Origin of the sequence: Paenibacillus sp. V4I7 (assembly GCF_030817275.1) — a bacterium.
Classification (GTDB): Bacteria; Bacillota; Bacilli; order Paenibacillales; family NBRC-103111; genus Paenibacillus_E.
Map to the genome: position 1 here is coordinate 341,801 of NZ_JAUSZD010000002.1, position 26,134 is coordinate 367,934.

The window sequence follows — 26,134 nt, forward strand, 5'->3', positions numbered from 1 at the left end:
GTTTACTAGTATAACATATTCCATATTTTTTACAGAATTTTAGATAGAATTCGCTGTTTTTCGATATTCATTTGGGGTGAGTCCCTCTAGTTTTTTGAAAACTTTGCTGAAATATTTCTCGTCCTGGTAACCGACCATTTCCGCTACTTGTGAAATCCGAAGATGTGGATTGCGCAGCAAGACCTTTGCTTTACTCATGCGAATTTGACCTAAATAGTCAGAAAGGTTTACCTCGAACTCTTGTTTGAATTTCCGTGAAATGTACTCGCGGCTGAGGTAGAATCGATTAGCGATATCCTGAAGCGAGACATCTTCGTGATAGTGCTTCTCAAGGAACTCGGCGATTTCAAAAATAACGCTTTTGTCCTTCTGTTGACTCTCGAGGAGCAGCTTCGACAGGTGAACAATACTCCGAGTGAGTTCCTGCTGCCACAGTGAGAGGGAAAGGATCCCATGCTCATCCAGCGGAACAATCAAACTGGAAGGCTCATCAAGGAGCAGCTGTTTGACCTGATCTTCACTAATGTTAGAGAAAAATTGCTGCACCCAACGGCGCTTCATCACCCTGTACTCCCGCCACCAATGGTCGAGCTGTTCGAGTGTAATGGCTTCGCTCAGTTTGACGGCGTCCATCCATTCTTGAACCGTTTCTTGAATTTGGTCAAGGCTGCCACTGCGAATAGCGAGTTGAATCCGTTCCTCATACTTGCTGAAATTAAGCGTAGGCTGAACCGTTTTAGCTGTCTTCGATGTACTATGAATCCATGTTTCCTTGGATTTGAGGTTTCGCTGTTTAAGGGCATCACGGGCTTCCTGATAGGATAAAGCCAGATCTGTGGGGAAGGAGCGAGAGCTTCCGATACCGAAGTCAACGCGGGTATGAAGCGCGGTGCGTATACCCTCATTGATTTTAGCTAGAAATGCCTCAGAGCCAGATTGATCCTTCCATAAAAGCAATACAATTTCGTTATCGCTGTTCCAATGGCGGAATGCATAACCGCGCTGATCGTTAACGAGGAATTCATTACATATGTTAATCAGCGAGAAGAGCAGTAAATCCAGATTATGACTGAATTTGTTCTTCACACTGCGTTCCATCGTATCTAAAGATAAAATAGCGACACGACATTCTCGCGTTGTCCGAGATAAATGAAGCTCTTTCTCTAGCTGCTCAGCCGCTTGATCATAAGCGGAAGGTTCGGCAATTAAGTTCGATAGCAGCTTATCCCAGTACATGGGCTTAATTTGGTTCATTTCGATATTCAGCTCTCGATTGGTATGACGAAGCTCCTCATCTTTATTCCAAGCTTGAATGGCTTTATCTAACGCTTCATTTAACTGCTCGGGATCAATGGGCTTCAATATATAGTCTGTTCCCCCATACTTTAACGTATGGCGAAGCAGAGAGAAGTCGTCATGGCCGCTAATGACGATCGTCTTCGAGTCAGGAGCATGCGTATGCAGCCACTCGAGCAATTTTACGCCATTCATAATGGGCATCATCATATCCGTCATGATAATCTCAGGAAGATGGGTGCTCACCATATCAATGGCCGATTCACCATCTTGGGCCTCCAGAATGGTTACTATGCCATACTGTTTCCAGTTGACTAGCAGACGGATGGCGTCGCGCACATGCTTTTCATCATCGACAAGTAATACTTTCATTCCGTTTGCTCCCTTTTCATAGGAATGTGAATGACAATCCTAAGACCTTGTGGTTGTACATGTTCAATATCAAGAGTTGCATCATCGGTAAAATAGAGCTGTACTCGGGTTAGCACATTACTAAGTCCAATATAAGCTGCATCGGTTATGGAAGGGGTAATCAGCAGGGTTTTTACCTCGCGCAACCGCTCCTCCGTTATACCAATCCCATTATCCTCAATAATGAGCTTTAAATATTCATCCTCACGATCTGTAGGCATCGTTGCCTGAATGCGTAATAAGCCTGTGGTTTCACTTGGTTTAAAACCATGCTTAAAATAATTTTCCACAAGCGGTTGAAGGATCATCTTGGGTACAGAGATTGCTTTTGTGCTTTCTTCGATGTCGTAAATGATTTCAAATTGATGCTCGAATCGCTGTTTTTGCAGCTCGAGATAAGCTTTAATATGCTCAATTTCCTTACGCAAAGGAACAACCGATTCGTTGGTGTTCATACTGTAATGCATCATTTTAGCCAGATACGAAATTAAGGCGTAAATCTTTGGAGCCTCGTGCTGTAAAGCTAATGTACCAATAGATTGCAGTGCGTTATTCAGAAAATGCGGATTGATCTGGGCTTGGAGTGCCATGAGCTGATTCGATTTGTTTGCAAGCTCTAAACGGTATTCGCGCATGACCATTTGATTTAAATCTTGCATCAGGCCATGGAATCGATTGGCGAGAATACCCATTTCATCCGTTCGAGTGAGCTCGATATCGGCATTCAATTGGCCTAACTGAACTTGTCCCGCCTGTATGCGTGTGATATAACGAATTAATTGTTTGATAGGCTCTGTAAATTTAATGCTGATATAAATGGTTCCGGCAATGACAATCAACATAAACAAAGTAAGGATCAAAGAATTAATTAAAGTTAACTGTCGGGCACTTTTCGTTAATTGCTCATAGGGAAGCCGCTTCACGATCGTCCAGTTAACATAGTCAGTTTTCATTTTTTCATAAATATTTATCCCCGCATAAGCGCCGTTTTTCCATTCATAGGAACCTTTTTGGAGATCACTATAAATCGCCTCATTCCCCCAGCTTGCTTCAAGAGGTTGTCCCCATTTAGAAACATCAGGACCGAACACGATGAACCCCTTATCATCCAGGATATAAAGTTCTTCTTGGTCATGGGTGAATAAGCTTTGAGATATTTCAGAGACTAGATTCAGCTGAAGATCAATGATCAGCTCACCAATCGAGATGTTACTTGGAGAGTACATAATTTTACGATGCATAGATAGGACAGGGGTTGGAGCAGAATACACATTAAGTGCAATATTGTAATTATGGCTTTCATGAGTGGTTTCAAAATAAACGGTTTTGTTCTCGGGGAACTGCCGAAGAGATTCATATTTACCGATCATGCTTCCTTGAATGTCGCTGCTCGCTAAATAAGAACGGTCGCTAACGGAGGCGTAAAGATAAATTTGTTTGATCTCTTTAACCGAGTGGGACATGACCTGCAGTCCGCTTTTGATAACCTTATCACTCATGTAGTCGATTTCTCGCTCGGTTTGCAGAATATCGTAAAGATAACCAACAGATGAATACTGACCTGTATAAATCGTAGTGGATGCCTGGACAACACCATTTAAGTAGTTCAACAAATTCATTTTTGCTTGAGATAACAGGGCCGAATTATTCGTAATTGTGTCTTCTGTGACTTTCTCCTTGGTGAATATATAAGAAACAACAATGGATGTAGTGAATGGAACTAAGGTCGCAATGAGCAGAAAAAGGATTAATTTATTGCGTATACTATGACGAAACAAGGTACATCAACTCGGTTTCTTTTTAGACTTTTCACCCTACATTGTAGCAGGAGAGGTCAACAAATTCCACCTAATGCATCACGATAATCTGTGTTTTGCCAAGAACAAGGGCTTTATACTTAAGGTATAGTTATATAATCGTAAGGGGGAAATTCCCATGAAAGAGAGCAAAGGGTTAGCAGGATATATACAACAATGGGTGTTTATCGGACCAGCGTTGATCTTTTTCGCACTCATTGTTGTCATTCCTTTTCTCATGAGTATTTATTATTCATTTACTGAGTGGAATGGTGTGACAACAACCGTGAAATTCAACGGTCTAGACAATTTCAAGCACCTTCTGTTTCACGACACAGACTATCGCAACGCATTCTGGTTTACAACAAGAATAACCGTGACGGATGTCATTCTCACGAATCTTGTCGGGTTTCTTTTGGCACTCTTGCTCACACAGGCACTGAAAACCAGAAATGTACTGCGTACTATTTTCTTCATGCCGAACGTTATTGGGGGATTACTGCTTGGTTTCATTTGGCAGTTTATTTTCGTCAAAGGGTTCGGGACGTTAGGCGAATTAACGAATCTAAGTTTTTTTCAATTACCTTGGTTAGGTGATGCTCCAACAGCTTTTTGGGCGATCGCCATCGTTAGTATTTGGCAAGGCTCCGGCTACTTAATGATCATTTATATTGCGGCGCTTTCGAATGTGCCCAAAGATATGGTTGAAGCGGCTTATATTGATGGTGCTTCACGTTTACAAGTGCTTAAGAACATTATCATTCCACTCATCATGCCGGCTGTTACCGTATGTTTGTTCCTCACCATTTCATGGAACTTCAAGATGTTTGACTTGAACTTCTCCTTGACCAAAGGTGGACCGTTCAACTCAACAGAATCAGTTTCCATTAATATTTATCAAGAAGCATTCCGGAATAACAACTATGGTTTAGGTACAGCAAAAGCGTTAGTATTCTTCGTTGTAGTGGCCATTATTTCGACCATCCAAGTCATGTATACGAAACGCAAGGAGGTTGAAGTGTAATGGAATCTGTCAAAAAATACTCTGGACGATTATTCACACTCGAGGTGCTTGGCATTTTGATTGGTCTCTTATTTCTAGTCCCTTTCTACTTTGTCATCGTCAACTCCCTTAAGACATTTCCGGAGCTGGCGGCCAGCACAGCGAAGCTTCCGTCAAGCTTATATCTTGATAACTATACGAAAGTATGGAAAATCATGAAGTTCCCAAGTGCGTTTATGAACTCTTTAATTATTACAGTGCTCAGTAATGTGGGGCTTGTATTGATTAGTTCCATGGCCGCTTATCGAATGGTGCGCAAATCAAGTAAATTCAATAATCTTGTTTTTATAGCCTTCGTTGCTGCCATGGTTATTCCGTTTCAATCCATCATGATTCCGCTTGTGCGTGTTGCAAGTCAGGTTGGACTTATGGATAGTAAGTTCGGATTGATTATTTGTTACTTTGGATTCGGTGTTTCACTGAACGTTTTCTTGTTTCATGGTTTTATTAAATCCATTCCGCTTGAGATTGAAGAGTCAGCGACAGTGGATGGCTGCTCGCCGTACGGGGTATTTTGGCGAATTGTTTTCCCGCTGTTAAAGCCGATGTCTACAACAGTCATTATCTTAAACAGTTTATGGATATGGAATGATTATTTGCTTCCTTCACTCGTGTTAAATAGTCCTGAGCTGAGAACAATACCTTTAGCAACGTTTTCTTTCTTTGGTCAATATACGAAGCAATGGGATTTAGCCTTGGCTGGTCTAACACTTGGCGTCCTGCCGATCGTTATTTTCTTCTTGGCTATGCAGAAACATATTGTAGAAGGCATTACGGCAGGGTCGGTAAAAGGTTAACAGTTTTACAAATAAGTTCAAAATCTTCCACCTTTATGTTCAATATCCTCTGTGTTAAGGGTTTAAGTAAGTGTTTACAATAAACCATGTAAGCTGATGACGAGCAACCGAAACGTTATCAGGGTAAGCTGATTGAAACTTAAAAGGGAGGCTTTACCTAAATGAAAAAATTAACAATGATCAGTATGGCGGCTGTACTTTCACTATCTTTAGTTGCCGTTGGCTGCGCGAAGAAAGAAACAGCGCCAACTCCACCTGCAACGACGGGTGGAGCAGCAACAGCAACACCTGCTGCAGGCGGTAAACAAGTTACGATTAAAATGTTCCAATTCAAGGTGGAAATTGCTGATCAACTAGGAAAAATGATTGCAGAATACCAAAAGCTAAATCCTAACGTTAAAATTCAAGTAGACACTGTAGGCGGCGGAGCTGACTACGGCGCTGCATTGCTTGCGAAGTTCAACTCCGGCGACAAACCGGATATTTTCAACAACGGTGGTTTCACGGATCTTGACAAATGGATCGAAAACCTGGAAGATCTTTCCGATCAACCATGGGTCAATGATCTTGTAGACGTGGCTAAAGAGCCAATGACGAAAAACGGTAAACTATATGGACAACCGCTTAACCTTGAAGGTTATGGTTTCCAATACAATAAAGACTTGTTTACACAAGCCGGCATTACCGAATTGCCAAAAACACTCACACAATTGGAAGATGCAGCTAAGAAGCTTCAAGCAAAAGGAATTACACCTTTTGAAACTGGCTATGGCGAGTGGTGGGTTCTAGGTAACCACTTCGTAAACCTTCCGTTTGCTTACCAGAAGGATCCAAATGCTTTCATCGACGGTTTGAACAAAGGAACTGCTAAAATTCCGGGTAACGAAGTATTTAACCAATGGGTAAAACTATTTGATCTACAATTGAAATATGGTAACAAAAATCCGCTTCAAACGGATTACAATACGCAAGTAACTGATTTTGCTACTGGTAAAGCGGCAATGACCCAACAAGGTAACTGGACACAAGTCCAAATCACGAAAACGAACCCGAACATCAAAATTGGCTTCTTGCCAATGCCGATCAGCGATGACGCTGCAGCGAATGATAAATTGTTCGTTGGTGTACCAAACAACTGGGTTATCAACAAAAACTCTGCTGTGAAAGACGAAGCGAAGAAATTCTTGAACTGGATGGTAAGCTCTGATGTAGGTAAGAAATACATTACGGAAGAGTTCAAATTCATTCCAGCATTCAAATCCATTCCTGCTGATGAGAAAGTTCTAGGACCTTTGGCAGCTGACATTATCGCTTACAGCAAAGCTGGAAAAACACTTAGCTGGAACTGGTTTAAATTCCCGGGCGGCGAAGCTTCCAGTAAAAAATTCGGCGATATTATGCAAGGTTATGTAGCGAAGAAGTATACGAAGGATCAAATGCTTGAGGAATTCCAGAAAACATGGGATAGCCTTAAGAAGTAACTCAATAATGGGTGGTAATAAAGCCTCAGCGCCAATGCTGAGGCTTTTTGCTGTTTAACAGAAAGGGAATAGGCTGTTACAATAAAGGAGACTGGAGGTCTATGATGATAATAAGAATCAGGTCTTGGCTGCATAGCAGAGGAAATTCACTTCCGCGTGAGAAGCAATTGTCTCGTGAGGCCGTAATTTCATTAATTATTCATTCTATTTTTCAGTTTGGCGCTTCCATGTCGGGCGTATTCTTAAACTTATACTTATGGCGGTTAACGCATAGTGTCGTAGTAAATGGTACATACAGCATGATCGTTTTCATCTTAACACCGATTGGTTTTGCACTTGGCGGTCTCATGATTAAGAAGAAAGACCGAATGGTATCGTATCGTCTAGGTATCATGCTCATAGGTCTTTTTTATTTGAGCGTCATTCTAGCCCAAGAGACACTGGTCGAATATTATATACTATTTGCCATTTTTAATGGACTTGCAGGTGCTTTTTATTGGGTGGGTTATTTAACTCTGATGTATGATGTATCTAACGAACAGAACCGGATTCGATATCTTGCATTTAATATGATTTTTTTCACAGCAGCAACCTTAGCGGGGCCGGCACTTGCCGGTTTTATTATCCGTTTAAAAGAAGGACTTAGCGGTTATACGATCGTCTTCTCCATTGCGTTCTGTATGTTCTTACTAGCGGCGCTGATTTCATTGAAAATTAAAGCTGCAGGTGGACATCATAGAGTTTATTATTTGAAGTTTACTGGTCTTATTATGAAGAAAGAACGTGACTGGTTGAAAGCGTTGTTTGGATTTTTGGGAATGGGTTTGCTCCAAGGGACGATGCTTTTCTTACCGAATATTCTACTTTTCAAAGTGATGCCGCGTGAAGATATTGTAGGCTACCTAGGTGTATTATACTCAAGTCTTTCGATCGTAATGGGCATTTTTATATCTAAATACGCAAACGCTAGTAAAGCTCGTCTTTATTTAGCCATATCAACACTCGGCTACCTCATTGGTGTATCTTTTCTATTAGGGAATGTTAATGTATGGACCGTTGTAAGTTTCATGATTTTGCACTCTATTTTCGCCCCGCTACAAGGGAATACAATGACAGGCTATTACTATGGCCTCATTGCGAAGCTGCCGCTTAAAGGCCAATTGAAAGTAGAAAGTGTCGTTGTTCGGGAATTTTTCTTAAATGTTGGACGTGTGATTTCAATTACCTGTCTAATCTCATTTGGCAGTGATTTGGATGGGGGCTGGATTCCATGGATCTTAATGATAGCAGCCATGTCACAAATTGCCCTTGTATGGTCGATTAAGAATCAATGAGATGAGCATGAAAGCGTGTTAACTCGGATATCCTAGGAAGTAGATGACAGGAGAAGAGGACGTGCGGTTATGGAACAGTATGACAGCATGATTGTTGGCGGAGGTATTGCTGGACTTCAAGCGGCAATTCAATTAGGGAGATATGAGTATCGTGTGCTTGTGATAGATGCCGGTTATGGTCGGTCTACTCTTTGTAAAAGCTATCATAATCTTTTGGGGTGGCCAGATGGTGTATCGGGCGAAGAGCTTCGCCGATTAGGGAGGCTTCAAGCAGAGAAGCTGGGTGTAACTTTCGCTAAAGATGAAGTTGTTCAAGCTGTAAACAAAGGTAAACCTGGGGATGGATTTGAGCTATGGGGGAAGTCGGGTAAGGGATATGAAGCCCCAACTTTACTTTTGGCTACAGGACTTCTGGACCGTATTCCCGAGCTGCCCAATCTGAAAAGCTGTCTAGGTCTGACTATTTACGTCTGTCCAGATTGCGATGGCTATGAGATTAAGAACAAACAGACCATTGTGATGGGATCTGGTGATTCTGGAGCGGGAATGGCCCTGACGCTTAGTACGCGTACGGACAAGCTGACCTATGTGAATCATGAGCAGAAAGCTGTGAAGAGCGAGCTATTAGCAAAGCTGAAGGAAAAGAGAATCACCTATGTAGCGGAAGATATTCAAGAGGTGATGGCTGAAACGAATGGGTTATTTCGCGGTGTTGTTTTGGCAAATGGGGAGCGAATCGGTGCGGAGCGCGGGTTTATAGCCTTCGGTGGGAATGAAGTGAAATCGGATTTGGCCAGGCAGTTAGGCGCAGAGCGAATGGAGAATCGCCACATTGTAACGGATCCCCGCAGTAAAATGACGAGTGTGCCATTCGTCTGGGCAGCTGGGGACGTGGGTGTTCATGCGGAGCAAGTGACGATTGCCATGGGCGAAGGGGCGCAGGCGGCGATTTGGATGAACAAAGCACTGCTGATGTTGAAGGAAGAGGCGAACATACATCGCGTTGTTGTTCGCTCTTAAGGGTTTAAAGTAGATAGGATAGTAGACGAGTCGGACGTCTCCGCCCTAGGAAAAGCAGCTAATACATGGGCATACTCCGCTAACGCTTGCTCCCCAAGTGGGGTGATATGATAAATGCCACGGCTTTGGCGTACGAACCAGCGGTAGTAGTTTTTTTGAAGCAGGGAGCTTACGGCTTTGTTGGAAGTAAAATCACGCAGAAGACGCGGGCTGAGGGGTCCATGCTGTTGCAGCAAGTATGCGCAATGCAGCGATTTTTCGCGATAGGCAGTCATGAGCTTCTGTTTTGAGCTGCCTCCAACGTTGTAGTCCCCACTGCGTTCATGAAATTCATTTACGACTTTCAAGGCAGCCCGCTTATTCGGGCGTAATTGATAGGGAGTAGGCTCGCAGACGAGATCCACTGCGGGCTGTTTGCGTTTGAAAAATTGAACGGTCAGTACCCCTAGGCCAAGCATGCGGCATAAACGTCGAATCTCTTCCCATTGCAGTCGATGCGGAGCTCGTCCTTTATTGGGAAGCTCGAAAGCGACATAAACCTGATCCGTCAGCCGCAGACGATCGATGCCTTGTACGAGGAGCGGGATATTGAAGCTTTTTTTCAATTCGACAACGATAGGCGGCTCATCACCGCGAATGGCAACTAAGTCGCAATGCTTAACCTCGGCGCGAACAGTGTATCCTCGCTGCTCGAAATATTGTTTAATCGGGGCGTAAAGCTCCGTTTCTGTTTGGATAGGCATGAGGTTAATGATCTCCTCTCTAGTTACAATAATTGCAGCCAGAATGTGTTCCATTATAGCATAGCTTTTGCTAGAATAGGGGAAGAATCACTTGTACGTACATGTTGGGAGATGGTAGAGATGAGTGAAATTTTAGATGCCTGGCTAGGAAAGCGTATAGATTGCATTTGCGGTTTGCGGCACGAAGTGCCGATTCAGCGGATTGTTATAGAACGGGATGCGCTTAAGCAGGTAGCCGGGTATGTGAAAGAAGCCGGCTACGAGGAAGTGACGCTTGTCGCGGACGGGAGGACGTATCAAGCGGCTGGAGAGAAGCTGCGCGATCTGCTGGAAGCCGCGCAGGTGAAGGTGAGCATCAGCGTGATTCGTGAGAACGCGATGGGGGAAGTGTCGGCCGATGAAGAAGCGATTGTCCAGGTGATGCTGGACACGCCGCTTTCATCGAAGGTTCTGCTGGCCGTGGGCGCGGGCACCGTGCACGACATCGTGCGCTTCGTGGCGCATCGCACGAAGCGGCCGTTCTTGTCTGTGCCGACGGCACCGTCGGTGGACGGCTTCGCGTCAGTGGGCGCGCCGCTTATCATCCGCGGCTTCAAGCAGACGATCCCGGCCTGCGCGCCGGAGGCGATCTTCGCCGACCTCGCGGTGCTGGCGAAAGCGCCGCAGGCGATGATCGCGGCCGGCCTCGGCGATATGCTCGGCAAGCACACGTCGCTGGCCGACTGGTCGCTTGGCCGTGTGCTCCTCGGCGAGCACTATTGCGAGCTGAGCGCTCGGTTGACGCTGGAGGCCATGGAGCTCTGCACGGCTCATTTGGACGAGATTGCGCAGCGCACTGATCTCGGCTTGCTCCGGTTGATAGAAGGCCTGATCCTATCAGGCCTTTCCATGCTCATGATCGGCCACTCGCGGCCGGCCTCTGGGGCTGAGCACCATCTCTCCCACTACTGGGAGATGGTGCTTCTGCAGCAGCGCCGCCGGGCGCTGCTGCACGGCGCGAAGGTCGGCGTCGCGACCGTGCTCATGGCGCAGCGCTATCAGGCGCTGCAGGGGCTCACGGCCGACGCGGCCTCTGCGCGGTTAGCGCAAGGCCATGTCCCCAGTGAACTTACGGATGCGGGGCGCATCCGGCAGGTCTATGGGGACATGGCCGAGATGGTCATCGCCGAAAATTTCCCGGCGAATGGCACGGTTGTTGATGCGCAGGCGCTGAAGGCGCGCATCGCGGAGAAGTGGGGCGATGTGCAAGCCATCGTCCGGGCGGTCCCTGCCCCAGCGCAGCTCATCGCTTGGCTCGAGGCCGTGCAGGGACCGGTGACACCGGAGCAGCTCGGAGTGGAGCCGGAGCTGGTGGAGGCGTCTCTGCAGGATGCGCTTTTCGTGCGCAACCGATTCACGATCCTACGTTTAAAGCGTCTGCTATAGACGCTTTATCTTTATATAAGGCTGTCCCTCAAGTAGATCTACCTGAGGGGCAGTCTTTTTTTATAAACCTTCTGGTAATCCGATCGGGGTCTCAGAACGAAATTGCAAATCTATTGGAGTAAATCCAATGAAATGGACTCTCGTGCTGTTATTGGCAAGTATAGAACTTGGATACTACCCTGCCGAACTATAGCCTTTCCGGATATATCCACCCTTCGCGTGTAAAAGTGTAAAAAACCACAACCTGACTTAATTTTTGCCATCCCGCAATGTGGAATTGTTTTCTATACTGGTAGCGTATGCAAGACGGTTCGAAGACACGAAGGAGGGGCTACATGAAATTTGCTAATGAGAAAGTCAGCGATATCCAAATCGCTTATATTGGTGGAGGCTCGATGTATTGGGCGAAAAATCTGATTGCCGATCTGGCGCTTGATGGTCAATTGTCAGGCACCATTCGTTTGTACGATCTTGATTACGGTAAGGCCAAAAATAATGAAAAGCTGGGTAATTCGGTTTCCGATTATGCGGAGACGAAATCCAGATGGACTTACAAGGCGTATCCGACGCTCCAAGAGGCGCTTAGCGGATGCGATTTTGTGTTTATCTCGATCCTTCCCGGTACATTCCGGGAGATGGAATCCGATGTGCATGAACCGGAAAAATACGGCATCTATCAAGCCGTTGGCGATACGACTGGACCTGGGGGCCTCGTCAGAGCTCTGCGCACCATTCCCATGTATGTGGAAATAGCACAAGCGATTGAACGCTTTTCACCGGATGCTTGGGTATTCAATTACACGAATCCAATGACGCTCTGTACTCGGACGCTTTTTGAAGTGTTTCCAAAAATGAAAGCACTAGGCTGCTGCCATGAAATTTTTGGTGTGCAAGGCCTTTTGATTCGTATGCTGCGCAATATGGAAGGTATTGAAGGTGTGCATCGGGATCAAGTCAAAGTGAATGTGCTGGGCATTAATCATTTTACTTGGATCGATCAAGCGACATATCAAAATATGGATTTAATTCCGATGTATCGAAAGTTTGTTGATACATACTTTGAATCCGGATTTGAGATCAACAAAGATGCCTGGGTCACGAATACATATACAGCCGCAAACCGCGTGAAGTTTGATTTGTTTCGGCGTTATGGCGTCATTGCAGCGGCAGGTGATCGCCACTTGGCGGAATTTATGCCTCCTTGGTACATGAAAGATCCGGAGACGGTTCGCTCATGGAAGTTTGGCTTAACGACGGTACAAAGCCGAGTTGAAAAGCATGCAGCAACGGAACTTTTTTACAGTAAACTGCTTAGTGGCGAGGAGAAACTGCCGCTCAAGGCATCTGGAGAAGAAGAGGTTAGACAGTTAAAAGGTCTAATCGGGCTTGAACAATTTGTTACCAATATTAACGTTCCCAATGTTGGACAAATGAAAGGAATTCCTCTGGGAGCGGTAGTAGAAACGAATGCTGTGTTCTCAGCGAACAGTTTGCGTCCAGTCTATGCGGGAGAGCTTCCGATGGAAGTGAGTAATCTGGTCCTGCAACATACGATGAATCAGGAGCTTATTTTGAAGGCTGCGCTCCAAAAGGACAAAGACTTAGCATTCAAGGCGTTTATGAACGATCCGCTTGTAAATATCGATATCCACGATGCCGAGGTATTATTCGAGCAGATGCTGCAAAATACGAAAGCTTATTTGCCAGGATGGAACATCTGATGGCAGGCCAGACATGAGTGCAGGGTTAGAGTTATTCAGCGAGTCCGCCTCGATTGATCCGCAGGATGATAAGGCCGTTCGCCGGATGATTTTCAAGCTGGCAGGTCCATCTTTGACGGAAATGCTGCTCATAAATATGACTCAAATGGTGATGATGATCCTGGTCGGACACCTTGGGGCCATTGCCGTGGCAGCTGTGGGCTTAACAAGCCAACCTTATTTATTACTGACCGTCCTTTTTGCAGCGCTCAATACGGGTACAACGGTCATCGTCGCCCGTTCCACGGGAGCGGGGAAGATGGGGGACGCGAATTTGGCCGCAGGGCAGTCGCTGCTGCTCGGCACTGTCCTATCTGTCCTTATTGTTGCTCTTGGAGTCACCTTTGCGGAGAGCATGCTCCGTTTGATGGGAGCAAGCGCTGAGGTCGTTCAATATGGATTGCCATATGCAAAGTTAATGTTTTTCTCCATTGGCTTCTCCTCTGTCTCGTCTGCTTTATCCGCAATTCTGCGAGGAGCGGGGGACACACGGACTCCGATGAAAATCAACGTGCTGTCAGGATGCATCAATGTTATTCTCGGATTCGTGTTGATTTACGGTCACCTCGATTTTCCGCAAATGGGTATTACGGGGGCGGCAATAGCAACCTTAGTGGTTCAGACCGGGGCTATGATTTGCTTTATGGCCGTCATGTTCAGCGGAAGATTTGCAGTCCGTATCGGCTGGTCGGATATAAGCCGATTGGATAAGGCTATGATCAGACGCATGTTGAAGATAGGGATACCGAGCAGTCTTGAGCAGCTTATTATGCGTTTAGGGATTATGACATTTGTGAAAATCTGTGCTGGACTCGGGACCGTTGCCGTCGCGGCATCACAAATTGTAACGAGTATTATCGGGATCTCGTTTATGCCGGGAGCTGCTTTTGCTATCGCAGCCTCTACGCTAGTTGGGCAAACTCTTGGCGTAAGCAAACCCGATCTTGCCGAACGATATGTGTGGCAGGTCAGAAAATACGGCATGTTCGTGGCGGGTTTTATGGGAGCGCTTTTCTTCTTGCTCGCTCCCCATATCCTTATGCTGTATACGAATGACGAGACGATTATCCGTGAAGGGGCATGGGCCCTTCGGATCGTAGGTTTTATCCAGGTCTCTCAAATTTCTCAGTTTGTTCTTGGAGGAGCGTTAAGAGGAGCAGGTGATACCCGATATCCCTTATATTCAACATTCATTGGCGTGTGGGGAATCAGGGTTGTACTTAGTTATTTATTTGTTTACGTCTTTCATTGGGGTATGGTCGGATTATGGAGTGCTGTTGCTTGTGATCAATTTCTCAGATCTAATTTGATTTATTTTAGGTTTAAACGCGGGGCATGGAAGCATCTAAAGGTTTAATACACAAAAGGAGAAGCGGAATTATGGGAATTGTGTACGATTCGAATTCGCAAACTTTCCATCTTCAAGGGAAGTCATCGAGTTACATCATGCAGCTAATCAAATCCAAATATTTGGCTCACGTTCATTGGGGACGCCAGGTACGTGGAACCAATCCGGGAGGATTGCTCGCTATAAGACGTCGCTGCTCATTCTCGCCATCCACGGACCCGAATGATCTAACGCTGTCGTTGGACACCTTGTCGCAGGAATTTCCGGCATACGGAGGCAGTGATTTTCGCGTTCCGGCCTATCAGGTTCAGTTGGAAGACGGAACGACGGTTAGCGAATTCATCTATGAGTCTCACCGGATTTATGCGGGAAAAACACCGCTAGAGGGATTGCCTTCCACCTATACGGAGGATGACAGCGAAGCAGAGAGTATCGATATCGTGCTGGTCGACGCGATGATTGGTTTGAAAGCCATTCTCACGTATACCGTTTTTCGCGATTTGGATGCGATAACCCGGTCTGTTCGATTCATAAATGTGGGTAATCAGTCGATCAAGCTGCTTCGAGCATTGAGCTTCGGTATCGATCTATCCCACAGCGATTTTGATATGCTTCATTTATCAGGCACATGGGCGCGTGAGCGTCATATCGAAAGACGCCCCATTCTAACAGGCGGGTCTGTCATTGAAAGCCGACGGGGTTCCAGCAGCCATTCGCTCAACCCCTTTATGGCCCTGCTTTCCAAGCAGGCGGATGAAGACCAAGGAGAAGCTTACGGATTCAGTCTTGTCTATAGCGGCAGCTTTGTTGCTCAAGCCGAAGTGGATCCTTACGGAACGACCCGTGTAGTGATGGGCATCAACTCGTTTGATTTTTCTTGGCTCTTGGAGCCTGGGCAAACCTTTCAAACGCCGGAGGCAGTTCTCGTCTATTCCGCGGAAGGAATCGGCGGGATGTCGCGCACGTATCACAAGCTGTATCGCACACGGTTATGCCGTGGACAGTTCCGCGATCGTCACAGGCCGATTCTCATCAACAACTGGGAAGCCACTTATTTTAATTTCAACGCAGATAAAATCGAAGAGCTTGCGCGAGTCGGCAAGGAGCTCGGATTAGAGCTTCTAGTGCTGGACGACGGTTGGTTTGGTAAGCGTGACAACGATAAAAGCTCGCTCGGAGATTGGTTTGTTGATCGTAACAAGCTGCCACAAGGCATGCCGGATTTGGTAAGCCGAGTGATGAAGCAAGAGCTGGAGTTTGGTCTATGGTTCGAGCCTGAAATGGTGTCCCCGGATAGCGACCTGTATCGGTCTCATCCCGACTGGTGCCTGCACGTGCCAGGTCGGCGAAGAACAGAAGCGAGGCAGCAGCTGATTCTCGATTATTCGCGCCAAGATGTAAGAGACTACATCGTAACGGTAATCACCGATATTCTTGCGAGCAGTCCAATTACCTATGTCAAATGGGATATGAACCGCAATATGACGGAAATCGGTTCCGCCCAGCTTCCGCCAGAGCGGCAGCGCGAGACGGCTCATCGTTATATGCTTGGGCTGTATGAAGTCATGGAGCGGATAACCTCCTCATTCCCGAGCGTGTTGTTCGAAAGCTGCTCCGGAGGTGGCGGTCGGTTCGATCCTGGGATGCTCTACTATATGCCGCAGACGTGGACGAGCGATAATACGGATGCGGTAGAACGGCTGAAAATTCAATATGGCACGAGTATCGTTTATCCAATTAGCACGATGGGCGCTCATGTTTCCGCAGTCCCTAACCATCAAGTGCATCGTACGACACCGCTCGATATGCGGGGGAATGTGGCGATGTCAGGTAACTTCGGCTATGAGCTGGATTTGACCGCATTTACGGAAGCGGAAAAGGAAACCGTGAAGAAGCAAGTTGCGCTTTATAAACAATTGCGGCCGCTGATCCAATTCGGCGAATTTTACCGTTTGATCAGCCCTTTTGAACACGTTAGCGCTGCTTGGATGTTTGTTTCCGAGGATAAGAAGGAAGCGTTGGTTGCTTTTTTTCAAGTACTGTCTGAGCCGAATGCACCGCTAAGGAAGCTGCGATTAAAGGGGTTAGCGGCAGAGAGCAATTACTTACTCCATGATGCGGAAGATCAGGACGAAGGTATGGAAATCTTTGGCGGTGATGAGCTCATGCATGTGGGGCTTAAATTACCGATCTGGAAAGGCGATTTCAGAAGCCGCCTTTACCGCTTGAAAATGGAGGAATGACAAGATGAGAAAGCTGCGTTTGAGCGATTTGCAGGATAAGAGGAACAGCCATATTTTGCAGGATGTTCTACCAGGTACTTATTTATCTTCAGGCGGTCTATCTTTCGCGAAACGGGGAGAGCGCAGTCATACAAACGACGGACCGGATGGAAGGGATTATCATGTCCACGGAGATTGTGAAGCCTTCATTATTTTGCAGGGAACTGGAACGATGGAAATAAACGGGGAGCATATTCCGGTGACAACCGGGGATATCGTGATTGTTGAACCAGGTGAGGATCATCACCTCAATTCGAGTGAGGACGACCCGATTGTCACCGTGTGGTGCCATGCAGGCCCGAATCGTCATAAGAATCAACAGCAGGAGGACGCAGTATGAACAAAATCATAAGCACGGATACCCATGCATTTACTTTATCGGGTGAGGATCATGGGTTTACCGTCACGTTGTTTACGGAAAAAATGCAGGAGGGCATCGATCTCATCACGCTGCGATTGGAAGCGGTGGAGGCGCTGATGCCTCCCGTCTTTACGCTCGGTTGGTCGCATCCTGCTTGTGATATTCAGGGCAGCTGGCATCCTGCCCAGGACCGGAATAAGAGCTTCAAGGCCGACTGGATGCGCACATTACGTTCCAACGCGGCTGCGTCGGCTCCGGTTTACGCCTTGTTTAATAGCGTGGGTCGCAATAGACTGACATTTGCTTACTCGGATGCACTTAACACGGTGCACTACTCGGGAGGCATCAGCGAGGAAACGGCTGATTTCCATTGCCGCGTTCAATTGTTTACAGAAACGACGTCGCCTTTCACTTCTTATGAAGCCAAGCTTCTCGTAGATACGAGAGATATTCCTTATTATGAAAGCCTTCAGGGCGTTCAAAAGTGGTGGAGCGCCATGCCGGAATATCGTCCGGCGTTCGTTCCTGCGGCTGCCAAGGAACCGATGTATTCGACCTGGTACAGTATGCATCAGAATGTAACAGACACCCATATCGAAGAGCAGTGCCGTTTGGCCAAGAAGTTGGGGATGGAAGCTGTCATTGTGGACGATGGCTGGCAGACGGAAGATAATCGCAGGGGGTATGCTTACTGTGGCGATTGGGAGACTTATGAGGGTAAGTTCCCCGATATGAAGCGGCATGTTGATGCGGTTCATGAGTTAGGTATGAAATTTATCCTCTGGTACTCGGTACCTTTTATCGGTAAATACAGTAAGGTGTGGGATCGGTTCAAAGATAAGATTCTGCGATTTAATGAAAATCATGGGGCAGCGGTGCTCGATCCGAGATACCCTGATGTCCGAGAGTATATCATAAATAAATATGAAGATGCAGTGAAAGAATGGGGCTTGGACGGCTTCAAGCTTGATTTCATTGATACGTTCTATTCGCCTGAACTTCAGCTTCCCTCAACCACCCCCGGCAAAGATTATGAGTCCATACCGGAAGCCGTTGACCGTCTATTGACAGACTCTATCGGCAGATTGAGAGAATTGAATCCCAATATCATGATTGAATTCCGCCAGATGTATATCGGTCCTGCCATGCGCAAATACGGCAATATGTTCCGTGCAGCCGATTGTCCGAACGACAGCATCCAGAACCGAGTGCGTACGTTGGATATCAGGCTGATTTGCGGAGATACGGCTGCTCATGCGGATATGATCATGTGGCATCCGGAGGAACCCGTGGAAAGCGCAGCCTTACAGATCATTAATTGTCTGTTTTCGGTGCCTCAAGTATCGGTCCTCTTGGATAAGCTGCCTTCTAATCAGTTGAGGATGCTCGAATACTGGCTATCCTTCTGGAAGGAGAACCGTGATCTTCTGTTGGACGGCCCGATTGAGCCTATGAATCCGGAACTATTGTATCCGCTAGTCCGTGCTGTTAAAGAGGATAGAGGGATTATTGTCGCTTATCATGAGCAAATTGTGCCTATAGATGCATCAACGCTAGTTTCCCAGTGGATCGTGGTGAACGGCAGAAGACAGGACGGACTCTATGTAGAGGTTACTGGTGAAGTTGGGGCAGCGAAAGTGATTATTAAAAATTGCTGCGGAGACATTGTAGAGGAACTGTCTACCATGCTGACGTCAGGCATTCATAAGCTTGCGATTCCGCCCTCGGGCCTCGCAGCTATCTCTATTTTGCAGAACCACAAATCATCGCACGTACACTAGGAGGGATCATCGATGAACTATTTAGCTAATGAAGGAAGATATGCAGAAATGCCGTATCATCGAAGCGGAAAGAGCGGCCTTAAGCTGCCTCCGATTTCTTTTGGATTATGGCATAATTTCGGAAGCGTTGATGTATTCGAGAACAGCAGGGCCCTAGCGCGCCATGCATTTGATTTGGGAATTACCCATTTCGATCTTGCGAATAACTATGGTCCATCGGCAGGGTCTGCGGAGGAAACGTTCGGACAAATTCTGAAGAAGGATCTTCATCCGTACCGTGACGAGCTGATGTGTTCCTAAGGCCTGAGGATATCACCGAGGAAAAGATCGCAAAGTCGCGACTTCTGAATAAACTTGCTAATGAGCGTGGGCAAAGCCTTGCCCAAATGGCTTTAGTCTGGGTTCTTCGCAAGGGATATGTTACCTCCGCATTAATTGGGGCAAGTAAAGTGAGTCAGCTTGACGATAATGTGGCAGCCTTGAAGCAGCCTAATTTCACTCAGGAAGAATTGGATCTTATTGATCTAATTCTTGGTAGTTGAAGTATTGCAGGGATTGCTTTACTGGGAAGCGAAGTATACGGAGCGATAGGAAAGCCTCATTACTAAAGGCAGAAGAGGGTTGTCTATGTTAATCCGATTGAATAAAATACTCGAAAAAGCGATGCCTTTTATAACGCCATCTGCTGTTATTGTTGGGTTAATTTGCTCAGCTTGGCTGCATCAACTTAGCTTTCTAGTGCCATGGATATTTGCTGTAATGACGTTTGCCGGAAGCATTGGTTCTAATTTTAAGGATCTACGTAGGGTGATGATGCATCCGCTGCCGATTATAGCCAACTTTATCATTCTGCATCTTGCGATGCCGATACTGGGATGGGGGGCCGGTTCGATATTTTTCCCGGGTGATGATTTGACACAGACTGGATTTGTGCTCCTGTTTGTTATTCCTACGGGAGTTGTCAGCTTGGTGTGGGTTACCATATACGGTGGGAATATAGCGCTCACTTTGGCGCTCATTCTACTGGACACGCTCCTATCTCCATTGATTGTGCCGCTTAGCCTCTCACTCATCGTTGGAGCTAAGGTGCATATGGATCCATGGGATATTATGAGTGGGTTATTCTTAATGGTTGTGATCCCTTCTCTGATTGGCATGCTGCTTAATCAATGGACGAAAGGCAGAATTAAAACAACCTGGGGGCCGCGGTTGGCGCCTTTTTCAAAAATAGGACTTTTTGTGGTTGTCGCGATTAATTCATCGGTGATAGCTCCCTATTTGAAAGATATGAACGGTCAGTTGGTGAAAATCATTGCTGTTTCTTTCGCATGTGCAACCATCGGTTATTTGGCAGGATGGCTTGTGTCCCGGATGATGAGATGGGACCGTGAAGTCACAATTGCCCTCACCTTCAATTCGGGGATGCGAAACTTGAGTGCGGGTGCAGTGCTCGCTATCAGCTTTTTTCCACCGCCTGTTGCGCTTCCGGTTGTCGCGGGTATGCTGTTTCAACAAATCCTAGCGGCTTTATACGGGCAGCGTTTGGCTAAAAGGTATGGTTTGAATGGTCATACAGCCAAAGCAGCCTAAAAAATGAGGCTTCACTTAAAGAGATATAGAAATCCACAAAAACGAAAAGGAGTTGCCACTGAAATACGGTGGCAGGCTCCTTTTTACCTTCCGTATTGAAAAGCCCCTATCCAAAATTATTTGGACAGGGGGTTATGATTATTCATCTCTTAACTTTACCTTGGTTCTACGATTAATTTAATCGCTGTACGTTCCTCCCCCTCAATGATTATATCGGTAAAAGCGGGTATGCAAATCAAATCAACACCGCTCGGAGCTACAAATCCTCGTGCAATGGCTACTGCTTTTACTGCTTGGTTTAAAGCTCCTGCACCAATCGCCTGGAGTTCTGCTTTTCCACGTTCACGTAATACGCCTGCAAGCGCACCGGCAACAGAATTAGGATTGGATTTTGCTGCGACTTTTAGCACTTCCATTATAGGACCTCCCTGGGAATGATGAATGATACAGTATTAATCATATTCCGAGGGATTGTTCATCATACATGAAATCAAAACTGCCAGACTTCAAAGTTTATTTACTGAATCATTGTAAAAGAAAAATGCCGGTCTAGCGCAAAATTGATTGCACCGAGTGCTCCGCCAATTTCAGGCAATACGGCGGTGTCTACCGCTATTCCGGCAGAAAGGGCCATCATGGACCGCTGCTTCATAACTCTAGTAGCGGTTTGTACATAGGTGCTGCACATGCTGGGGATGGATCCTCCAAGAATGATAGCCTCGGGGTTCAGCAAATTGACCAGATTAGCCAAAGCAATGCCGAGATAAGTGGCGGCATGATTAATAACGCGTATCGCTAATTCATCGCCCTGATCTGCGGCCAAGCAGACATCCCTTGCCTGGAGAAGTTGAAGGTCGTTTCCTTGTACCACACCGTTAAGCAAACTTTCCTCTTGTCCGGAGCGAAGCTGTCTGCGGGCTTCCTGTTCGATTGCTGAAGCTGTAGAATAGAGGTGCAAACAACCGTTATTCCCACAAGGACATACGGGTCCGTCAGGTTCAACCGTAATATGCCCGAGCTCACCAGCTCCGCCGAACGAACCGGATACCAACTGCCGATCATTAAAGATTCCGGCAGCTATGCCGGAGCCGACCCCGACATAAATCATATGCTTGTAGCCGCTTCCTGAACCGAATCGGCATTCGGCAAGCCCGCGGGCGCGATGCCTGTTTATGGCCACGGTGGGCCAACCAAGCTTTTTGCTTACCATTTCCTCGATGTCCACGTTAGACCAGCCCAAATCGGATGCGCTCCTAATAATACCTCGTCTCGTATCGACAAGACCGGGTACCCCCAGACCGAACAATTTGATGACCTCTATGTCCAATTCCTTAACAAACTTTGAGGTTTGATCAGTCAACTCCTGTATCGCTGTCTCGGGTTGGGACGAGCTGACTGGTATTTTCGTCATATGCAAGACATTGCCAAGTAAATCAAACACACCTAGCGTCCATACTTGATTATCTAAGTCGGCACCCATAATGCCATGGGATCCTGGGACAAGCTCTAGAGAAATAGCTGGACGTCCCCCCGTGGATGGGGCTTTTTCCGTTTCTTTGACAAGATTCCAATCCATTAGCTCGGAAATCGTTGAAGAGATGGTAGCCCTGCTCAGTTCCGTAACTTTGGTTAATTTAATCCGAGGCATGGATCCATGCATGCGCAAGGCTTGAATGATACTGGTTTTGCTGCCCTTTTGATCACTTTTGTTAGGAATTATCATGAACTTCACCGTCGCTATATCATTATGTGATTAAATCGATTATACCTGAACCTATAATTATAATGGTAATGTACTCACTTTAATAAAAATTAGAACAAAGTTCAATGTATTTTTACTTAATATAGACATGTTTCACTATAAATTTCATATAAAATTAATACTTAATTTAAATATTGACGTAAGTATTGGTTTTGAATTATGATATCCTCATATTAATGAAAGCGCTATTACGGAGGAGAAAGGATGAAAGCGATGATCGTCTTAGGCGGCAATATGTATGATGATTCTACAATCGAGCACTTTTTGAAAGATGCGGCTGCGATTGGTTATGAGGGTGTTGAGATTCGTGGTGTTGGTGAATTGAAAGATGGTCTTATTCCGCAAGAGCGGGCGGAGCAAATTAAAGAGTTGCTTGAAGGCTATCGTCTAACACCTATTAATCTGTCTCTGTTTGTAGGGAATTTCGCCTGTAATACAGAGGAGGAAAATAATGCTGAGGCTCTGAAATGGGAGCGTTATCTCCATTTTGCATCAACGATCGGATGCGGCATGATGAGATTGAATCCAGGATTCCAGCATTCCGATGAGGTTTCCAAGGATGATTTTGCGAAAGCTGTGAAGTGGTTTCAACTCTGTGCCGATGCCGCAAGCAAACGTAATATCCGAGCGGTTATTGAAATGCACCATGGAACACTATGTGATACTGCGGATTCGTCAATCGCTTTTGTTGAAGCGGTAGGGCGAAGTAATGTAGGGCTGATCATGGATCCGGTCAACTTGTATCAGGTACCGACTTATTATGGGATAGAAACCATTAAACGCTTAAAGCCATACCTCTTTAATGTTCATATCAAAGACATTGTGGCATTGAAAGGAAACCAGTATCCTTGGGCCTTCGAATATAGTGATTATGTGCCGCATATCGGTCGATATCACAGGGTCATACCTAAACAGGGCAAACAGGAAGAACAATATTTTTGTCACCGGCTTATTAATCAAGGCGGCATCGACTGGTACGAAGTGTTCCGGGGGCTGGAGCAAATCGGGTACAGCGGCTACCTTACTGTTGAAAGTGTTAGCAAGCCTGGCTCCGATCTTCCTGTACATACCGTATTGGCGCAGCAATGTTACAAGGATGTGCAGCAATTGTTAAGTATCACCAAATCTAATGTCAACGTATAAAAAGTTCGACTGAGGGAGTGTAACGCTACTGTGGAAAATTCGGAGAAGCCATTTTCTTTTTCACTCTTTGTTAAGCATTGGAAAGATAAATCGGCTCTCGAGCTGGCCCGCTTTGTAAGCGGTATCGGCTTTGACGGCATCGAGCTTCCCGTGCGTGCCGGGTTTCAGGTTGAGCCTGAAACCGTCGGGAAAAAGCTGCCGGAATTCGCTAAGCAGCTCGGTGAACAAGGGGTCAACATATACAGCGTTGCCGCTTCAACAGATGAATCGATTTTCGCAGCATGTGCGGAGGCTGGAGTACCGCTTATCCGGATCATGGTCAACATTGATCAGGACGGCTATAAGGCCACGGAAGAACGGACCAAGCGGAAGTTGGAAGAGCTTGTTCCGCTTTGCCAGAAGTATGGCGTGAAGGTTGGCGTCCAGCAGCATTATGGAAAATTTATCATCGATTCCAATGGCATTATGCGGTTGATGGATAACCTCAGCCCGGGCCATGTCGGCGTAGTCTGGGATGCGGCGCACGATGCATTCGCGGGACAGCAACCCGAATATGGATTGGACATCGTTTGGTCCCACCTTGCTATGGTGAATTTGAAGAACGGTTTTTTTATTCGAGGAAACGGACCCGAAGCCGAAATAGCCGAGTGGAAGCGTCATTTTACGACCGGTCGGCACGGAATGGCCCACTGGCCACGGATTGCTAACTATGTGAAAGAACGGAATTATGCCGGTATTGTTTGTTTGACTGCAGAGTACACGGATTTGGACAATAAAGACCGCTACATTGCCGAAGATCTTGCTTATGCGAAATCGCTTTTTAAGTAAAAAGGAGGTGCAGTACCATGGCAGCTCAGAGTGAGTTGTATGTGGGCAGTCTCGCAAAAACCGCACCGCAAAGCAGATGGAAGCATGTGATGCACGGACTTAGACGAGACAAATTTCTTTATTTGTTGATTGCTCCTGGCGTGTTGTTTTTTCTGATATTCAAATATGTTCCAATGTGGGGAGTCGTCATCGCTTTCCAAGATTACTCACCATACTTAGGTGTAACGGGAAGTCAGTGGGTTGGCTTTGACCATTTTATCCGCTTTTTTTCAAACCAAGACTTCTACCTGCTGTTTCGAAATACGATGGCTATCAGCTTGCTGAGCCTGGTGTTCTTTTTCCCGCTGCCGATCTTACTGTCACTTTTATTGAACGAACTGCGCAATGCAATCTACAAAAAGTGGATCCAATCGATCGTGTATATGCCGCACTTTCTTTCGTGGGTTATTATCGCAGGGATTACCTTCTTGTTGTTGTCGCAGTCGTCGGGGATTGTCAATAAGATGCTAGTCAGTTTAGGGGCTGCCAAATATGACTTTTTAACGAACCAAAATAATTTCTGGATAATGCTTACCGTCCAGAACGTCTGGAAGGAAGCCGGATGGGGAACGATCATTTTTCTTGCCGCTATCGCAGGCGTGGATCCTCAGCAGTATGAAGCGGCAAAAATGGATGGAGCCAACCGTATACGGCAAGCCTGGCACGTAACGCTGCCAGCAATCCGCAGTGTCATTGTCGTTTTGTTCATATTGAGGCTCGGCCACATTATGGACGTTGGATTTGAACAAGTATTTTTGATGATGAACGGCGCAGTGTCCAATGTCGCGGATGTATTTGAAACTTACGTTTATCGTCTGGGTATTCAGCAGGGACAATTCAGTTTTAGTACCGCCGTCGGTTTATTCAAATCCGTGGTCGGATTCATTCTTGTTATTGCAGCCAATAAGCTGGCAAAACGTTTTGGCGAAGAAGGCGTGTATTAATCACCGCTAAATTTCGGAAACGGGGTGAGAATAATGAAACGAAGCATAGGAGACCGCATATTTGATACGGCGAATATCATTGTGCTTGGCATTATAGCGATCATTACACTTTTTCCGCTTTATTATGTGTTTGTCGTTTCATTTACGGATCCGGCAGAGTACATCCAGAAGCAAGGATATATCTTATTTCCAGAAAAATGGACATTGGATTCTTACAAATATTTGTTGTCTACGTCGGCTTTTCAAAGCGCAACGATGATCAGTGGTTTTCTAGCTACTGTCGGAACCGCACTCAGCCTGGTGATAACAGCTGCACTCGCATATGGTTTATCCCGTAAGCGGTTGCAGGGTAGAAGACTAATCATGCTATTGATTCTTATCACACTTTTGTTCAGTCCGGGGTTGATCCCGCCTTACTTGCTGGTTCGCGATTTGGGATTGATTAACAGCATCTGGTCATTGATTTTACCGGTGCTGACCAGCGGGTGGTACGTCATCTTGATGAAAAGCTTCTTCGACAGCATTCCGGTTGAGTTGGAGGAATCCGCTATCATCGACGGATCAACGGATATCGGAGTTTTCTTTCGGATCGTCCTTCCACTGTCACTTCCCGCACTTGCCGCTTTCGGATTATTTTACGCAGTGGCTTACTGGAACACATTCTTTAGTGCGGTATTATACATCAATGATCATGCCAAGTGGCCGCTTCAGCTCGTGCTGCGCAATATGTTGATCGACTCGTCGACTCAAGCGGGGGGATCAGCTGCAGCGGAAATGATGGCAGAACAAAATATCCCTACCGAAACTTTAAAAATGGCTGCTGTCGTCATAGCGACGCTTCCAATCCTGTGTGTTTATCCGTTCCTGCAAAAGCATTTTGCCAAAGGTGTCATGCTGGGCTCGGTGAAAGGATAATCTTTTTAAAATGAA

At 46.2% G+C, this 26,134-nt stretch carries 22 protein-coding genes and 1 pseudogene; 18 read left to right on the top strand and 5 right to left on the bottom strand.

Annotation, left to right across the window (positions count from 1 at the left end; translation table 11 throughout):
* Positions 1-39: 39 nt before the first annotated feature.
* Positions 40-1,668, bottom strand: coding sequence for a response regulator (locus QFZ80_RS02775; protein WP_307557127.1), 1,629 nt, complete (start codon positions 1,666-1,668; stop codon positions 40-42).
* Entirely contained in the window at positions 1,665-3,485 is a 1,821-nt protein-coding gene (locus tag QFZ80_RS02780) for a sensor histidine kinase (protein WP_307557130.1), read from the bottom strand. Before QFZ80_RS02780 ends, QFZ80_RS02775 begins: the two co-directional genes overlap by 4 nt.
* A gap of 157 nt (positions 3,486-3,642) precedes the next feature.
* Here QFZ80_RS02780 and QFZ80_RS02785 point away from each other — a divergent pair, with 157 nt between their 5' ends.
* The 5 genes from QFZ80_RS02785 (at position 3,643) to QFZ80_RS02805 (ending at position 9,198) form a co-directional block, all read left to right on the top strand.
* The gene (locus tag QFZ80_RS02785) at positions 3,643-4,527 is read left to right on the top strand and encodes a carbohydrate ABC transporter permease (RefSeq protein WP_307549101.1); all 885 of its coding nucleotides are present in this window, start codon (positions 3,643-3,645) and stop codon (positions 4,525-4,527) included.
* On the top strand, positions 4,527-5,363 hold the full coding sequence (locus QFZ80_RS02790) for a carbohydrate ABC transporter permease (RefSeq protein WP_307549099.1): 837 nt from the start codon (positions 4,527-4,529) through the stop codon (positions 5,361-5,363). Before QFZ80_RS02785 ends, QFZ80_RS02790 begins: the two co-directional genes overlap by 1 nt.
* 161 nt (positions 5,364-5,524) lie before the next feature.
* On the top strand, positions 5,525-6,844 hold the full coding sequence (locus QFZ80_RS02795; RefSeq protein WP_307549097.1) for an ABC transporter substrate-binding protein: 1,320 nt from the start codon (positions 5,525-5,527) through the stop codon (positions 6,842-6,844).
* A gap of 101 nt (positions 6,845-6,945) precedes the next feature.
* A complete protein-coding gene (locus QFZ80_RS02800; protein WP_307557132.1) occupies positions 6,946-8,178 on the top strand; it encodes an MFS transporter in 1,233 nt (410 codons plus the stop codon).
* Between the two features lie 69 nt (positions 8,179-8,247).
* Positions 8,248-9,198: an NAD(P)/FAD-dependent oxidoreductase gene (locus QFZ80_RS02805; RefSeq protein ID WP_307549094.1), complete on the top strand. Its 951-nt coding sequence runs from the start codon at positions 8,248-8,250 to the stop codon at positions 9,196-9,198.
* On the opposite strand, the gene QFZ80_RS02810 is transcribed toward QFZ80_RS02805, so the two are convergent.
* The gene (locus QFZ80_RS02810; protein ID WP_307549093.1) at positions 9,195-9,941 is read right to left on the bottom strand and encodes a DUF2161 domain-containing phosphodiesterase; all 747 of its coding nucleotides are present in this window, start codon (positions 9,939-9,941) and stop codon (positions 9,195-9,197) included. The genes QFZ80_RS02805 and QFZ80_RS02810 overlap by 4 nt on opposite strands.
* 120 nt (positions 9,942-10,061) lie before the next feature.
* Between QFZ80_RS02810 and QFZ80_RS02815 the strand changes: the two genes are divergently transcribed.
* The 9 genes and pseudogenes from QFZ80_RS02815 to QFZ80_RS02850 all read left to right on the top strand — a co-directional run bounded on the left by QFZ80_RS02815 (position 10,062) and on the right by QFZ80_RS02850 (position 20,488).
* Positions 10,062-11,366, top strand: a complete 1,305-nt coding sequence (locus QFZ80_RS02815; protein ID WP_307557134.1) for a sn-glycerol-1-phosphate dehydrogenase — start codon at positions 10,062-10,064, stop codon at positions 11,364-11,366.
* Positions 11,367-11,701: 335 nt separating this feature from the next.
* Positions 11,702-13,087, top strand: a complete 1,386-nt coding sequence (locus QFZ80_RS02820) for a family 4 glycosyl hydrolase (protein ID WP_307557136.1) — start codon at positions 11,702-11,704, stop codon at positions 13,085-13,087.
* A gap of 13 nt (positions 13,088-13,100) precedes the next feature.
* Positions 13,101-14,483 (top strand): MATE family efflux transporter, encoded by a 1,383-nt coding sequence (locus QFZ80_RS02825; protein ID WP_307557138.1) that lies wholly within the window; start codon positions 13,101-13,103, stop codon positions 14,481-14,483.
* A 23-nt stretch (positions 14,484-14,506) separates the two neighbouring features.
* On the top strand, positions 14,507-16,717 hold the full coding sequence (locus tag QFZ80_RS02830) for an alpha-galactosidase (protein WP_307557140.1): 2,211 nt from the start codon (positions 14,507-14,509) through the stop codon (positions 16,715-16,717).
* A 4-nt stretch (positions 16,718-16,721) separates the two neighbouring features.
* A complete protein-coding gene (locus QFZ80_RS02835; protein WP_307549086.1) occupies positions 16,722-17,096 on the top strand; it encodes a cupin domain-containing protein in 375 nt (124 codons plus the stop codon).
* Entirely contained in the window at positions 17,093-18,898 is a 1,806-nt protein-coding gene (locus tag QFZ80_RS02840; protein WP_307557142.1) for a glycoside hydrolase family 36 protein, read from the top strand. The genes QFZ80_RS02835 and QFZ80_RS02840 overlap by 4 nt, the downstream gene beginning before the upstream one ends.
* A gap of 12 nt (positions 18,899-18,910) precedes the next feature.
* Positions 18,911-19,195, top strand: a pseudogene (locus QFZ80_RS39300) (aldo/keto reductase); the annotation flags it as partial.
* Positions 19,189-19,440 carry an aldo/keto reductase gene (locus tag QFZ80_RS39305; protein WP_483874709.1) on the top strand — a complete coding sequence of 84 codons (252 nt, stop codon included), beginning with the start codon at positions 19,189-19,191 and terminating at the stop codon, positions 19,438-19,440. The pseudogene QFZ80_RS39300 and the gene QFZ80_RS39305, both read left to right, overlap by 7 nt.
* Before the next feature lie 85 nt (positions 19,441-19,525).
* On the top strand, positions 19,526-20,488 hold the full coding sequence (locus QFZ80_RS02850; protein WP_307549083.1) for a bile acid:sodium symporter family protein: 963 nt from the start codon (positions 19,526-19,528) through the stop codon (positions 20,486-20,488).
* A gap of 155 nt (positions 20,489-20,643) precedes the next feature.
* Here the strand turns inward: QFZ80_RS02850 and QFZ80_RS02855 are convergent, their stop codons facing one another.
* A complete protein-coding gene (locus tag QFZ80_RS02855) occupies positions 20,644-20,904 on the bottom strand; it encodes a stage V sporulation protein S (RefSeq protein ID WP_307557144.1) in 261 nt (86 codons plus the stop codon).
* A gap of 101 nt (positions 20,905-21,005) precedes the next feature.
* A complete protein-coding gene (locus tag QFZ80_RS02860; RefSeq protein WP_307557146.1) occupies positions 21,006-22,211 on the bottom strand; it encodes an ROK family protein in 1,206 nt (401 codons plus the stop codon).
* Positions 22,212-22,454: 243 nt separating this feature from the next.
* On the opposite strand from QFZ80_RS02860, the gene QFZ80_RS02865 reads away from it, so the two are divergent.
* Genes QFZ80_RS02865 through QFZ80_RS02880 form a run of 4 tightly spaced genes read left to right on the top strand, consistent with a single transcriptional unit; the run spans position 22,455 to position 26,119 of the window.
* Positions 22,455-23,393: a sugar phosphate isomerase/epimerase family protein gene (locus QFZ80_RS02865; protein ID WP_307557148.1), complete on the top strand. Its 939-nt coding sequence runs from the start codon at positions 22,455-22,457 to the stop codon at positions 23,391-23,393.
* 30 nt (positions 23,394-23,423) lie between these two features.
* The gene (locus QFZ80_RS02870; protein ID WP_307549075.1) at positions 23,424-24,221 is read left to right on the top strand and encodes a sugar phosphate isomerase/epimerase family protein; all 798 of its coding nucleotides are present in this window, start codon (positions 23,424-23,426) and stop codon (positions 24,219-24,221) included.
* 17 nt (positions 24,222-24,238) lie between these two features.
* Positions 24,239-25,204, top strand: a complete 966-nt coding sequence (locus tag QFZ80_RS02875) for an ABC transporter permease (RefSeq protein ID WP_307549074.1) — start codon at positions 24,239-24,241, stop codon at positions 25,202-25,204.
* 33 nt (positions 25,205-25,237) lie between these two features.
* Positions 25,238-26,119, top strand: a complete 882-nt coding sequence (locus QFZ80_RS02880; protein ID WP_307557150.1) for a carbohydrate ABC transporter permease — start codon at positions 25,238-25,240, stop codon at positions 26,117-26,119.
* The last annotated feature ends 15 nt before the right edge of the window (positions 26,120-26,134 follow it).